At 71.2% G+C, this 13,953-nt stretch carries 11 protein-coding genes and 2 pseudogenes; 7 read left to right on the top strand and 6 right to left on the bottom strand.

The annotated features are described in order from the left end of the window. Positions 1-55 precede the first annotated feature (55 nt). The 3 genes from OG844_RS27645 to OG844_RS27635 form a co-directional block, all read right to left on the bottom strand. A complete protein-coding gene (locus OG844_RS27645; protein ID WP_406393906.1) occupies positions 56-307 on the bottom strand; it encodes a hypothetical protein in 252 nt (83 codons plus the stop codon). 98 nt (positions 308-405) lie between these two features. Then, on the bottom strand, positions 406-1,329 hold the full coding sequence (locus OG844_RS27640) for a glycoside hydrolase family 11 protein (RefSeq protein ID WP_406396278.1): 924 nt from the start codon (positions 1,327-1,329) through the stop codon (positions 406-408). 577 nt (positions 1,330-1,906) lie between these two features. Then, on the bottom strand, positions 1,907-2,797 hold the full coding sequence (locus OG844_RS27635) for an NAD(P)-dependent oxidoreductase (protein ID WP_406393904.1): 891 nt from the start codon (positions 2,795-2,797) through the stop codon (positions 1,907-1,909). 76 nt (positions 2,798-2,873) lie between these two features. Between OG844_RS27635 and OG844_RS27630 the strand changes: the two genes are divergently transcribed. From OG844_RS27630 to OG844_RS27620, 3 genes are all read left to right on the top strand, one after another. Next, positions 2,874-3,230 (top strand): winged helix-turn-helix transcriptional regulator, encoded by a 357-nt coding sequence (locus OG844_RS27630; RefSeq protein ID WP_406393902.1) that lies wholly within the window; start codon positions 2,874-2,876, stop codon positions 3,228-3,230. Between the two features lie 70 nt (positions 3,231-3,300). Beyond that, a complete protein-coding gene (locus OG844_RS27625) occupies positions 3,301-4,044 on the top strand; it encodes an aminoglycoside 3'-phosphotransferase (protein ID WP_406393901.1) in 744 nt (247 codons plus the stop codon). 127 nt (positions 4,045-4,171) lie between these two features. After that, complete coding sequence (locus OG844_RS27620) at positions 4,172-5,986, top strand: alkyl/aryl-sulfatase (protein ID WP_406393899.1); 1,815 nt, start codon at positions 4,172-4,174, stop codon at positions 5,984-5,986. 43 nt (positions 5,987-6,029) lie between these two features. Here the strand turns inward: OG844_RS27620 and OG844_RS27615 are convergent, their stop codons facing one another. Continuing rightward, positions 6,030-7,376 (bottom strand): SGNH/GDSL hydrolase family protein, encoded by a 1,347-nt coding sequence (locus tag OG844_RS27615; protein ID WP_406393898.1) that lies wholly within the window; start codon positions 7,374-7,376, stop codon positions 6,030-6,032. 52 nt (positions 7,377-7,428) lie between these two features. Further along, positions 7,429-8,154, bottom strand: coding sequence for a polysaccharide deacetylase family protein (locus OG844_RS27610; RefSeq protein ID WP_406393897.1), 726 nt, complete (start codon positions 8,152-8,154; stop codon positions 7,429-7,431). Between the two features lie 323 nt (positions 8,155-8,477). Between OG844_RS27610 and OG844_RS27605 the strand changes: the two genes are divergently transcribed. Further along, a complete protein-coding gene (locus OG844_RS27605) occupies positions 8,478-9,434 on the top strand; it encodes an alpha/beta hydrolase (RefSeq protein WP_406393896.1) in 957 nt (318 codons plus the stop codon). Between the two features lie 12 nt (positions 9,435-9,446). On the opposite strand, the gene OG844_RS27600 is transcribed toward OG844_RS27605, so the two are convergent. Beyond that, a complete protein-coding gene (locus OG844_RS27600; RefSeq protein WP_406393894.1) occupies positions 9,447-10,649 on the bottom strand; it encodes a PucR family transcriptional regulator in 1,203 nt (400 codons plus the stop codon). A gap of 41 nt (positions 10,650-10,690) precedes the next feature. On the opposite strand from OG844_RS27600, the gene OG844_RS27595 reads away from it, so the two are divergent. The 3 genes and pseudogenes from OG844_RS27595 to OG844_RS27585 all read left to right on the top strand — a co-directional run. After that, positions 10,691-12,013 carry a PHB depolymerase family esterase gene (locus tag OG844_RS27595; RefSeq protein WP_406393893.1) on the top strand — a complete coding sequence of 441 codons (1,323 nt, stop codon included), beginning with the start codon at positions 10,691-10,693 and terminating at the stop codon, positions 12,011-12,013. A 348-nt stretch (positions 12,014-12,361) separates the two neighbouring features. Continuing rightward, positions 12,362-12,961: pseudogene (locus OG844_RS27590) on the top strand (ATP-binding cassette domain-containing protein); the annotation flags it as partial. 135 nt (positions 12,962-13,096) lie between these two features. Beyond that, positions 13,097-13,838, top strand: a pseudogene (locus OG844_RS27585) (ATP-binding cassette domain-containing protein); the annotation flags it as partial. Positions 13,839-13,953 lie beyond the last annotated feature (115 nt).

Raw genomic sequence — 13,953 nt, 5'->3', positions numbered from 1 at the left:
GTCGCTCTACACGGATGTCCTCGACCGGATCGCGGCCTCCCGGCGGTGACCGCCGCTACTTCGCCGCGGTTCGCGTTCGCCGCTGGTCCAGAACCTCCGCTCCGAGGCCGGCCACGACGAGCAGGCATCCCAGCCAGAAGAGGGACATGCTCTGCCGTACCACTCCGCCGAGCAGTACGGCCGCCAGGCCGACGGACGGCAGAAATACCCCGACGGCCGCCCACCAGCGAGCTTTGAGTGCGAAGTTGACCGCGGAGGCGGAACTGAGCACGAACAGCACCGTCGTCACAATCCAGGCCATACGCATGCCGTCAGTCTGCCGGATCGTCGGCCACCTGCGCCGATCGGGGCGGCGGCCGGGTGCCGCCGCCCCGCTGGTGCGTCACGGGCGTGCTCTGCGGAAGGTCAGCCGGCGCTGCAGGAGACCGACGGCCAGGTCCAGGATCCGTTGGCCTGGAGGGTGACCCCGAAGTTGTTGCCGCTGCCGTTGGGTTTGGCAGTCAGCACCTGGGCGCTCGGGTAGCTGGCGGTCGTGTTCCAGGTGGCGAGGACCTTCTGGGGGGACGGGACGTTCATCGTCACCGTCCAGTTGCTGGAGCCGGAGACCGCGACGTTGAGGTTGTACCGGTCGCTCCACTTGTCGCCTGCGGACAGGGTGGCGGTGCAGCCACCTCCGCCACCACCTCCGCCACCGCCGCCGCCGGAGGAGCTGCCCAGCGTGATGTTGGAGCTCCCGCTGCTCTGGTAGCCCTCGGTGGCCATGATCATGTAGTTGAAGGTGCCCAGGTTCATCCCCTTCTGGGCCCAGGCGTCGAAGTGGTTACCGGTGGTGATGGTTCCACCGGTTCTCTTCGCCTGTCTCACGCTCCAGAACTGCTTGAACGTCTTGGTTCCTTCGATGGAGGGGGCGTTGGTCCGCGTCGTCTCGTAGATGTCGTACGTTCCGCCGTCGCTGGAGACCGTGCCCTTGAACGTTCCCGTGGGCCGGTAGGTGCCCCAGTTGTCGACGATGTAGTACTCGACGAGCGGGTTCGTCGACCAGCCGTAGAGCGTCAGGTACGCGTTGCCGGACGGGTTGAAGGTGCCCGAGTAGGTCACGCTCCGGCGCCCACCGGTGCTCCAGCCCTTACCGGCCACGAAGTTCCCGGTGTTGCTCCACGAGGTGCCGTAGGTGCCGCCGGATCCCAGGTTCATCGAGACCGTACCGGCGCTGTCCGTCCAGAACGAGTAGTAGTAGCCGTTGTTCGTTCCGGTCTGATTCGAGTTGATGACCGTGTCGGCACTGGCGGTGCCGGGCAGCGCGATTGCGGCCACGCAGGCCATCGCCATGGCGAAGGCACTGCGGATGAAAAGCCTGAAGCGGCCGAATGACCTGGTGCGGCCGCTTGCGCGGCTCGTCGCATGTGCGGGTGCGTCGTTCATGTGCGTACTTCCTCCTCGTCCTCGTAAGGCCGTTGGGGCCAGGCAGCGCGACACCACTCACGGAGCGGAGGTGCCGGTGAACGGGCGACGACGGCGCATGCGCGTCGGTGTCGCGCAGCCCGGCCGAACACGGGCCCGGTCGTGGTGCGTTCGGCGGCCCGGCCCCGGTGACGGGTCGTGGTGGACCCGGATCGACAGCGATTGGGGTCTGCCGACGGCGCTCAGTGTTGATCTGACCTCGTCAACTGTCAATAGTTTCGGCATGAGTTACGAAACAGTCGATCGGCCGAGGAGTACGTATGGTGATCGTATTGCCTGGTCATAGGCACTATGACGGCCATCGATTTCACGGCGGCCGCGCAGGATGTAATTGAAGACGCGGAATCAAAGATCTTCATTTCCGAAAGTTTCGAATTCTTTCGGAATGCGTTGCGCGGAGGAACGTGCTCCCGTCGGACGCGACGCCGCGAAGGGCGCGTGAATCTCACTCGCCTCTCAGCAGGCCGACCATGCCCGCCAGTCCTTCGTCTCCGTGCCCCTGGGCCACCCGTCGGCGCATCAGCTCCATGTACGGGGTGAGGAGCCGGGGATCGACCGACTGGCCCTCCGCCGTGGCCAGGAGCGCATCGTTGCCCGCCGCCATCATGGCGAGGTTGGAGGTGACGCCCTCCGTGTAGTCGCCGCTCTCCAGCTGGGCGGCCATCTCGTGGGTCGTGCCGGACATGGCGCCCAGCCAGTCCGCGAGCAGGGCCGCGAATCCGGCCCGGTCGAGGTCCTTCTCGGCGCCCACCAGGGCGAAGGCGTGGGTGACACCCGCGAGCATGCCGGTCATCGCGCTGAGCAGCGCGATGTCGTGCAGCGCCGCGTGACCGGGGTCCTCACCGACGAACTTCACGCCGGCGGGAGCCTCCAGTGCCCCGCGGTGACGTTCGAACAGCGCGCGGTCGCCGCTGTAGAGGATGTAGCCGCCGGTCTCCGGCCGCCCGATCATCGGGGGTACGGCCATGATCCCGCCGTCCAGGAAACGGGCCCCTCGCTCCTCGGTCCGGCGGGCACGTCGCCGGGCCCCGGCGGGGGTGCTCGTGGTCAGGTCGACCACGTCCTTGCCGGTCAGGTCGACGCCGTCCAGGGCCTCTTCGACCGAGGCGTCGTCCAGCAGGCAGAGGATGACGGGGCCTGTTGCCGACGCGACCGCCTCGGCCGGGGTCGCCGCCACCCGCGCACCCTCGCCCGCCAGTGGCCCGGCTTTCTCCGGGGTGCGGTTCCAGACGGTCAGCGGGTGTCCCGCGGTGAGCCAGGCACGGGCGAGCGCGGTGCCCATGTCGCCGAGGCCGAGGAGGGTGACGGAGGTCCTGGGAGTGGTGTGGGTGTCCATGGCGATCAGGCTGCTATGCACCCGAATCATGATCAAGTACGCACTCTTTTGTGGGTGGTTACCTTAAGGTGAGCGGATGACCAGGCGGGACACGTACGTGTGCGGCATCGACGCGGCGATCGACGTGGTCGGCGGCAAGTGGAAGGTGCTCATCCTGTGGGTGCTGGACCAAGGGCCCTGCCGGTTCGGTGAGTTGGGGCGCGGCATACCGGGCGTCACCGACAAGGTCCTCACCTCGCACCTGCGGGAGTTGCAGGCCGACGGCATCGTCTTCCGGGAGGAGTCGCTCGAGGGAGCGGTACGCCGCGTCACCTACGGCCTCACCCCGCTCGGCATCTCCCTGAACGAGGCGCTCGGCCCCCTGGGCGCCTGGGGCAGGGAGCACCTCCTCGGAGCCCGGAGCGCGGACGGGTCACAGCCCCCGCACCGGTGAGGGAACCACGCTCACGCCGCTCCCGGAAAACCACTCGCTCGGGCCGCGCCGTGGAGGAGACCATGGGGCCATGGCCTTTTCCGGACCGCCGCCCTCCCCCGTGCGGGTACCTGCGCGCATCGTCGGCCTGGCCGGGGATCAGCCCCTGCTGCCCGTGTGGCAGAACGAGTTGGGCGGCCTGACCTTCCGCATCGGCGACGGGGACGGCCGGCTCTTCGCCAAGTGGGCTCCGGCAGGCTCCGGGCTGGACCTGACCGCCGAGGCGGAGCGTCTGCGGTGGGCCCGCCGGTTCACGCCCGTGCCCCGCGTGCGCGAGTACGGAGCCGACCGGGACGGTGCCTGGCTCGTCACCCACGGGCTTCCCGGCGAGAACGCCGTCGAGCCCCGCTGGAAGGCGGATCCCGGCACGGCCGTGCGCGCGCTGGGTACCGGGCTGCGGGCCCTGCACGAGCGGCTGCCCGTGTCCGACTGCCCCTTCGGTTGGTCCGTCGAGGACCGCCTGACGCGCGCCCGCCGCGCAGGCGTCCAGGTGCCCGCGGACCTGTCCGTGCCCCCGCCCGTCGACCGCCTCGTCGTGTGCCACGGCGACCCGTGCGCACCGAACACGCTGCTCCACGAGGACGGAACCTGGTCCGCTCACGTCGACATGGGGGCCCTCGGTGTCGCCGACCGCTGGGCGGACCTGGCCGTTGCCACCTGGAACACCGAGCACAATTACGGGCCCGGCTGGGAGGACACCCTCCTCGACGCCTACGGAATCACCCCCGACCCGTACCGGACCGCGTTCTACCGCAGTCTCTGGTCCGCGACGTGAACCGCTCTCCGTGACGGCTGCGGCATCGATAGTGCCGAACCGCTGAGTACCCGGACGGCCCACATCTCCCGGCACGGCCACTGCCGCGCCCCCAGGATGGACACAGTGCCAACCCCTGGAGGCCCGCGTGACCAGTGTCGACGTCACCCCCGATTTCGAGGACCGGACCGACTTCGAGGATGCCGACCGAGGACTGGTCGCACCCCCCGCGGCCGGGACGATCACCGCGGCCGACGGCACAGTGGTGTGGAGCTTCGAGAGCACCGCCTTCCTGGACGGCGACTGCCCCGGTACGGCGAATTCGAGCCTGTGGCGGCAGTCCCAGCTGTGCGCCCGCGCCGGCCTCTACGAGGTGACCGACGGGGTGTTCCAGGTCCGCGGATTCGACCTGTCGAACATGACGCTCATCGAGGGCGACCGCGGCGTGATCGTCGTGGACCCGCTGGTGTCCCAGGAGACGGCAGCCGCCGCGCTCGCCCTCTACCGGGAGCACCGCGGTGAACGGCCCGTCACCGCCGTTCTGTTCACGCACTCCCACCTCGACCACTTCGGCGGCGTCCACGGCGTCGTCGGCGTCGGCGACGACGTCCCCGTCGTGGCTCCCGAAGGCTTCATGGACAGCTCGGTCGCGGAGAACGTCTACGCCGGAACGGCCATGCTGCGGCGCGGCGCCTACTACGCGGGCTCCAACCTCGACCGCGACCCCGAGGGCCTGATCGGCATGGGCCTCGGTTTCACCGCGTCCACCGGCCTGCCCGGGCTCCTCGCGCCCACGATCGAGATCAAGCACACCGGCCAGGAGCTGACCCTCGACGGGGTCCTCCTCCGCTTCCAGATGACGCCCGGCACCGAGGCACCCTCGGAGATGAACTTCCTCATCCCCGAGCGGCGCGCCCTGTGCATGGCGGAGAACGCGACCCACAACCTCCACAACATCCTGACGCTGCGCGGTGCACTCGTACGGGACGCCCGCATCTGGTCCCGCTATCTCAACGAGGCCCGCGAGCTGTTCGCGCACGATGCCGACGTGCTCTTCGCCTCCCACCACTGGCCCACCTGGGGCAAGGAGCGCATCCGGGCCTTCCTCGCCGAGCAGCGCGATCTGTACGGATACCTGCACGACCAGACCCTGCGCCTCGCCAACCAGGGGTACACCGGCACCGAGATCGCCGAGGTGCTCGAACTCCCGCCGGTGCTGGCACGCGCCTGGCACGCCCGCGGCTACTACGGTTCCGTCAACCACAACATCAAGGCGATCTTCCAGCGGTACATGGGCTGGTACGACGGGCATCCCTCATCGCTCTGGGAGCACCCGCCCACCGAGAACGCGCAGCGGTACGTGGACTGCATCGGCGGTCTCGAAGCGGTACTCGCCAAAGCGCGCGCGTACGTCGCCGAAGGGGATCTGCGCTTCGCCGCCCAGCTGCTCAAGCACGCCGTGTTCGCGGCTCCGGACAGCACCGACGCCAAGGACCTCCTGGCGCAGGTGTACGAGCAGCTCGCGTACGGCGCCGAGTGCGCGACCTGGCGCAACTGCTACCTCACGGGGGCCGCCGAGCTGCGCCACGGCATCACACCGACCGTCATCACGGCCGGCACCATGGCCACCGCCCTGTCCGTGGAGCAGCTCTTCGACTCCCTCGCCGTCCGGGTCAACGGCCCCGAGGCGTGGGACCACTCATTCACGGTGCACTGGCAGTTCACCGACCTCGGTGAGGCGTACCGCATGACCCTGCACAACGGTGTCCTGATCCACTCCCGCACCTCACAGCCCGGCGACGGCGCGGATCTCACCCTCACCCTCACCAAGCCACAGCTCATGCAGCTCCTCGGCGGCAAGGGGCTCGACGGAATCGAGCACACCGGCGACCCCGGTGTGCTCGTGACCATCCTCTCCGTCCTGGACGATCCCGACCCCGACTTCGCCGTCGTCACCCCCTGAGGGACCGGGGTCGGGCCCGCCGCTCGCCGGCTCCCGAGAGGCCTCAGCGCAGCAGGTGGAGAGGGACGGCCCGGGCCATCGCCTCCGCTCCGGCGTCGTTGGGGTGCAGGTGGTCGCCGCTGTCGTAGCGCGCCAGGAGGCGTTCCGGGTCCGACGGGTCGCGCAGGGCCCTGTCGAAGTCGATCACAGCGTCGTACGCACCGCTCGTACGGATCCAGTGGTTCACGGACTGCCGGGCGGCCTCGTTCTCCGGACTGTGGAAGCCGAGGGTGTCGTTCTTGAACGGCAGGATCGTGCCGCCGTACGCCTTGAGACCCCGGTCGTGCGCGCGGGCGATGATCTGGCGGTGGGCGTCGACGATGTCGGCCGCGGTGACCCTCTCGGACTCGGGTGCCACCGTTCCGGGATGGCCGAGGTCGTTCACGCCGAGGAGCACGACGAGGTGTTCGGCTCCGGCCTGGGAGGCGACGTCGCGGTCGAAGCGGCGCAGGGCGCTCCGGCCGAAGTACGCCGCGAAGTTCTCCGCCGCGGATCCGGCCGGGGGGTTGGGGTCGTGCAGGAGGCGGTTGCCGCTGATGCCCTGGTTGAGCACGCCCACGGCATGCGGACCGTATGCGGCGTTCAGTCGCCCGGCCAGGAAGTCGGGCCAGCGGCGGTTGGCGTCCACGCCGGTCCCGGCGCCGTCCGTGATGGAGTCGCCGAACGCGACGACGGCCGAGGAGCGTGCGGAACGGCCGGTGCTCACGCTCACTCCGGTCAGGAAGTACCAGCGGTCGATGGTGGCGGTCGCTTCGATGTCGCTGCGCCCGGTGACGTTTCCCGCGGCGACGTAGTTGTGCTGGAGGGCGAACGCGTGGAGCGTCGAGCCCGGGGTGCGCTCGGGCAGATGGATGCTCACCACCAGATCGGAGCCGGCGGGCACCCGCAGGGAGACAGGGTCGCTGAGCGCGGGGGCGCCCGCGGGGATCGTCACGGAGGTACGGCCGCCGAAGGTGAGCGGGCGGTCGGTGCGCGGGTCGGTGCGGGAGGCCGGTCCCTCGGCGGCCCGGCGGGCGACGTGTGCCTCACCGATGACCAGGGGCCCGCTGCCGAACTCGTTCGACAGCCGGATCCGCACCCGGTCGCCGCCGATGCTGGTGCGGACGGTCTGCCGGATGGTCTCGTCCTCGAACGCGGTGGTGTCCGAGGCAGGCGTCTCCGTGGGCGTGGTGGCCCAGGTGCCGGTCCATGCGGCGTCGGCGGCCCGGTGGGACGCCTGCCGGACGGAGGGGCCCGCGGTGGGTTCGGCGGACGTGGCCGGCGCCGTGGCCAGGAGCATGGCTCCCGTGAGTACGGCCACCAGATGGCGGCCCGCGCGTCGGACCCCGGAACCTTCGGATCGTGCTCTCATGCGGATCTCCTGAAGAGGTGTGAGGCTGCGCGGGGAGCTGCTTGGAGCCGCTTCAGGCTCTGCGGGCGGGCTTGTCGAAGCGCCAGTGGGCGGCCCGCAGCGCGGGAACGATCCGGTCGACGGCCTCGACGGTCCGGCTGCGGTCGCCGCCACCGTCGTGGAGCAGCACCACGGCCCCGGGGGTGACGCCCTCCTCGATGCGGCGGACCAGCTCGTCGGTGCCCGGCGGCTCCCAGTCCCCGATCGCCAGCCGCCAGCCCAGCGGCTGCATCCCCAGGTCAGCCGCCACCCGCGGGGTCTGCCCCCAACTCCCGTACGGCGCACGGAAATAAGGAATGCGCGCACCGGGTGCGGCACGGCGGATCTCGGCGTTGGTCCGCTCCAGGTCCGCGCGGATGTCCTCGGTCGGCCAGGCCGCCATGTCGTCGTGGTGCATCGTGTGGTTGCACAGCGTGTGGCCGCCCGCGACGATCGCGCGCACCAGTTCGGGGTGCTCCTTGACGTGATCGCCCCACAGGCAGAACACCGCCTTGACGTGGTGCTTGCGCAGCACTTTCAGCAGCCGCGGGGTGTCGGTGGGGTTCGGGCCGTCGTCGAACGTCAGGGCGACGGCCTTGCCACCGTGCCGGGTGGACTCGACGATCCCGGTGCCCGCCTGCTGCCCGGCGTACGCCGGGCCCGTCGCGGTGAGCGCGGCCAGGCACAGTCCCCCGGAGAGCAGCAGGGGCGTCACACGGCGGCGCAGGCGGATGCGGACACGGGTACGGAAAGTGGTCAACGCTGGTCCCTCTCGGAGGTGTCACGCATCGCCGGACACGAAAGTTTCGGGCGGTCCGACGATCGGGCGAGCAGACGGTAGAGAAGGCACCCGGTCGGCGTCAAGAGGGCCCAATTCCCTTACTGTGTACGCGTTTTCGCTGGTCGCGGCCAGTAATCGCGGGCATTCGGGGCACCGTGCGGGCCGAGTACGGCAGCGAAGACGCACACCTGTCGGACGAGTACGGCCATTGACCCGACACATGTCGGATGACCTGGGGGAACGCACCGTGACACCGTCTCACTCACGACGCCGCCGCCCGCGGCCCGGACCGGAGGAGGGGCATGCTCTCGCACCACCGTTTCGATCCGGAACTGGCCGCCGCACTCACGATGATGCCCGAGGTCGACATCACGGACGTGAGCGCCGCCAGGGCCGCGCAGGCCCGACAACTGACCGCGTCCCTCACGGGGGCGGACACGGCGGGGGTGGACGTCCGGGAGGTCACCGTCCCCGGCCCCGACCGTGCGCCGGACGTCGCACTGCGGCTGTACCGGCCCCGGTCCGCGCAGGGGCCGCTGCCCGCCGTCTACAGCATCCACGGCGGAGGCTTCGTCCTGGGCTCGCCGGACGTCGACCACGACTGGAATCTGCTGCTCTGCCGGGAACTGACGGCACTCGTGGTCTCCGTCGACTACCGGCTCGCCCCCGAACACCCCTTCCCCGCACCGCTGGAGGACTGCTACGCCGGACTCGCCGGGCTCGCGGCGAACGCCGTGGAGCTGGAGGTCCGGGCCGACCGGATCGCCCTGTGGGGCGACAGCGCCGGAGCGGGTCTCGCCGCCGCCCTCACCCTGCTCGCCCGGGACCGCGGAGGGCCCGCCGTCTGTTTCCAGCATCTGTGCAGCCCCGCGCTCGACGACCGGCTGGAGACGTCGAGCGCACGGCAGTTCACCGACACCCCCGTATGGAACCGGCGCAGCGCCCGCCTGAGCTGGGAGGCCTACCTGGGAGAAGGGGTACGGGGCACGGCGGGCGTCTCCCCGTACGCGGCACCGGCCCGTGCCGGGGCCGCCGCCCTGTCAGGGCTGCCGCCCGCCTATGTGTCGGTGATGGAGTTCGACCCGCTGCGGGACGAGGGCGCCGACTACGCCCGCGCGCTCCGGGCCGCCGGCGTACCCGCAGAGCTGCGGCTGTTCCCCGGCACCTTCCACGGGGCATGGGCCGTGGAGCACGCCGCCGTCATACGGAACGCGACCGCCGAGGCGGTCGCTGTGCTCCGCACGGCGCTGGGGCGGTAGGCCGGTGCGCGCTCATCCGCCCGTGCCGTCGCTCTCCTCGCCGTCGGCGCCGTTGTCGGACCGCGCCAGCCGCCATGCGTACAGGGCGAGTTGGGCGCCGAAGCGGTCCCGCGGGTCACGCAGCCGGAGGCCGAGTTCCTTCTCGACGTGTGCCAGCCGGGCGGCCACCGAGCTGTGGTGCAGGTGGAGTTCCACGGCGGCCTGCCGCAGCGAGCCGGTACGGCAGAACGCGGCCAGCGCAGCCAGGAGGTCGCCGCCCTGTCCCGTCGCCTCGCCGCAGGCCAGCTTCGTCAGGCGCCGTACGTCCTCTTGGGCACGCAGCCGCTCCACAGGGATGTCCGCCAGCAGCGCGACCGGGCCGAGTTCACCGTGGTCCGCCACCGACTCCTCGGGGGTGCCCGCCACGGCGAACCGCAGGGCGGAACGCGCCTGTTCCCACGAGAGCCGCGCGTCCAGCGGGGCGGCGGACCCGCCGACCCCCACCCGTACCGCGTGCGCGGGACGGTTGGCCGTCCCCCGCTCACGGCCCCGTTCGTGCAGGGCCGACCGTAGTTCCACGGTCGTCGACGCCGTACGGGAACCGGGTCCGGCGGCGTCCGGACTCTGCACCAGCACCGCCCCCAGCGCACCGGCCCGCGCCACCCGGACCGTGCCCCGCACGGCACCCCGCCCCAGCAGCGCAACCGCCTCCAGCCCGGCGTCCGCCCCCGGCCGGCCGGTCACCGCGACCACCCGCAGCGGCACGTCGGGGGCGAGGCCCAGCAGCCGCAGCGCGCGGATCCGGTCCGTGGCGTCCTCGCGCCCGGACAGCACCAGTTCCACCAGGGCCGGATCGGCCGCGGTCGGCACCCGGGGCTGCCAGGGGCGGCCCGCGAGCACCCGTGCGGTGATGGCCATCCACTCCAGGACCAGCTCGTCGAACGGCCCCGGCACTCCCTGCCGTTCCAGCCAGACACTGCCGGACGGCTCCCACCGCACCCGGCCGGAGACCCGCGCGGGTACGCCCGGCAGGGCGAGGCCGTCCGGTCCGAACCGTGACGCCCGCCCGTCGGGCAGCTCGAGGCCCGCCGCACAGCCGGCCAGGCCCGCGGTCGACCGCGTCAGGGACACCGGATCCGGGCCGCCGCCCAGCAGCGCCTCGAAGTGGGCGATCACGCGCACGGCGGTGGCGGCGTCCGCGTCGAGCGCCGACAGCCGCAGCAACAGTCCCTTCACAGCAGTCCCTTCACAACCGGCAGTCTAGAAAGGACAGTCACATGACCAACAGATCCCTGCACGCACCGGAGGCCGGAAGGCGATCGGTGAGAGCGCTGCTGACAGTCCTCCTCGCGGGTGTCCTACCCCTCGTGTCGGCGCTCCTCCTCGCTGTCGCACCCCCGGCGTCCGCCGCTTCGCTGACGGAGGTGACCTCCTTCGGCAGCAACCCGAGCGGTCTGAGGATGCACGTGTACGTGCCGGACACCGTCCAGCAGCGGCCGGCCGTCCTGGTGGCGGTGCACTACTGCACAGGATCGGGCCCGGCGTTCCACTCGGGCACGGAGTTCGCCTCGCTCGCCGACCGGTACGGGTTCATCGTCGTGTACCCCTCGGCGACCAGGAGCGGCAACTGCTTCGACGTCTCCTCGCCGCAGGCCCTCAGACGTGACGGGGGCAGCGACCCCGTGGGCATCAGGTCCATGGTCTCGTACGTCCAGCAGCGGTACGGCGCCGACTCAGGCCGGATCTACGTCACCGGAGCATCCTCGGGCGCCATGATGACCAACGTCCTGCTGGGCAACTACCCCGATGTCTTCAAGGCGGGGGCCGCCTTCATGGGCGTACCGCACTCCTGCTTCGCCACCACCGACGGATCGGGCTGGAACAGCGCCTGCGCCAACGGCACGGTCGACAGGACGCCGCAGGCGTGGGGCGACCTGGTGCGTGCGGCGCATCCCGGATACAGCGGTGCCCGGCCCCGGATGCAGATCTGGCACGGCACCGAGGACAGCACGCTGCGCTACCCGAACTTCAACGAGCAGATCGACCAGTGGACCGATGTCCACGGCGTGAGCCGCACCCCCGCGGCCACCGACACCCCGCAGTCCGGCTGGACCCGCACCCGTTACGGCGCCACCGGCAATCAGGCCCCCGTGGAGGCCATCAGCATCCAGGGCGTCGGCCACTCCCTGCCGACCGGCGGCATGGCGGCCCGGGCCCTGACGTTCTTCGGACTGGACGGCACCACGACCACCCCGCCCGACCCCGGCCCCGACCCGGAGCCGGGTGCCTGCCGGGTGGGCTACACGACCAGCGCCTGGAACACCGGCCTGACCGCGACCCTCACCCTCACCAACACCTCCGCCGCGGCGATCGGCAGCTGGTCGCTCGCCTTCACCCTGCCCGCGGGCCAGACCATCACCTCCGGCTGGGGAGCGACGTACAGCCCGACCAGCGGTGCGGTGACGGCCAGGAACGTCGCGTACAACGGCACCATCGCCCCCGGCGGCTCGGTCCAGATCGGCCTCCAGGCGAGCCACACGGGTAACACCGGGCAGCCCGCTTCCTTCGCGCTGAACGGATTCGTCTGCTCCAGGGCGTGACAACGTCCCGGTCCCGGCAGGACGTCCCCGCTGCCGGGACCGGGCATCCCCGCGCACCGGCGGGCCCCTGCCCCGTTGCGCTACAGTCGTCGGGTCCTGTTGTCTCCGATAGAGGTGGACGTTGCGCATCTGAGGTTCGCGATCATCGCGCGGTACGGCTCTTCGCCGTAGCCCCGTCACGCTGCCGTCGGCTTTCCTGCCGCCCCGTGACCCCGCGTGGATGCGACCTCGGTGCATGAGCCGTCCCCCGCACTCCGGAGGACCGCACCCCTCTTCCCATGGCCCGGTCGCCGCGTGGTGCTCGCATACGAAGCCCCTGTTCCTGTGCTTGCGACTGCGAGGATCACCATGTCCCACCCCCTCACGCCCACGGCTTCCCTCACCTGCTCGGCCCTGTCCTTCCGCTGGCCCGACGGCACGGAGGTCCTCGACGGGCTCTCCCTCAGCATCGGCCGGGGCCGCACCGGCCTCATCGGCGGCAACGGCTCCGGCAAGTCCACCCTGCTGCGTCTGCTGGCCGGACGGCTGCGCCCCGCCCAGGGCTCGGTGACGGTGGGGGGCAGCCTCGCCTACCTTCCGCAGAACCTCACCCTCGACACGGGGCTACGCGTGGACGCGGCCCTCGGCGTCGCCGAGCGGCGCGCGGCGCTGCGCGCCATCGAGTCCGGCGACGTCGCCGATGAGCACTTCGAGGCCGTCGGCGACGACTGGGACGTCGAGGAACGGGCCCTGGCGACCCTGGGCTCGCTCGGACTCGGCGGCATCGACCTCGACCGCACGGTCGGGGAGCTGTCCGGAGGCGAGACCGTACTGCTGCGCCTGGCAGCCCTGCTGCTGGAGCGCCCCGACGTCCTGCTGCTCGACGAACCGACCAACAACCTCGACCTGTTCGCGCGCCGCAGGCTCTACGAAGCCGTCGAGTCCTGGCGCTCCGGCGTGCTCGTCGTGGTCAGCCACGACCGCGACCTGCTGGAACGTGTCGACCGCATCGCCGAGCTGCGGTCCGGATCCGTGAGCTGGTACGGAGGCGGCTGGTCCGACTACGAGGAGGCGGTGGCCACCCAGCAGGAAGCGGCGGGACGCATGCTGCGGTCCGCCGAGTCGGACGTGCGCCGTCAGAAGCGCGAGCTGGAGGAGACCCGGATCAAGGTGGCCCGCCGGCAGCGCCACAACAAGAAGATGGACGCCGAGCGGCGGGCCCCGCGCATCGTCGCCGGGGCACACAAGCGGTCCGCGCAGGAGTCGGCGGGCAAGCTGCGCGGCCTCCACGAGGACCGCCTGCAGGAGGCCCGCGAGCGGCTCGACGAGGCCGCGGACGCCATCCGAGACGACGCCGAGATCCGGGTGAGCCTCCCCCACACCGCCGTCCCCGTGGGCCGCACCGTCCTGAGCCTGCGCGGGCTGCACCCGCGGTTCGGCGCGCTGCGCGACGGCGAGCTCCAGCTGAAGGGGCCCGAACGCATCGCCCTGGTCGGACGCAACGGCGCGGGCAAGACGACGCTGCTTCGGACCCTCACCGGGGAGCTCGCACCGCTGTCGGGCGAGGTCAGGACCTTCGTACCGCTGCGCTTCCTCCCCCAGCGCCTCGATGTGCTCGACGACGAGCTGAGCGTCGCGGCGAACGTGGCCCGGCTGGCTCCGGGGATCACCGACAACCACATCCGCGCCCAGCTCGCACGGTTCCTCTTCAAGGGGGCGCGCGCCGAACAGCCGGCGGGCACACTCTCGGGCGGCGAACGCTTCCGTGCCGCGCTCGCGGCGACGATGCTCGCCTCGCCCGCCCCTCAGCTGCTGATGCTCGACGAGCCGACCAACAACCTGGACATGGCAAGCGTGCGGCAGCTGTCGAGCGCGCTCGACGCCTACGAGGGAGCGCTCGTGATCGCCGGCCACGATCTGGCCTTCCTGGAATCGGTCGGCATCACCCGCTGGCTGCTCGT

Source organism: Streptomyces sp. NBC_00887 (assembly GCF_045207585.1).
The sequence above is the reverse complement of the archived record's forward strand: the minus strand, read 5'-3'. Positions and strand labels throughout refer to the sequence as shown.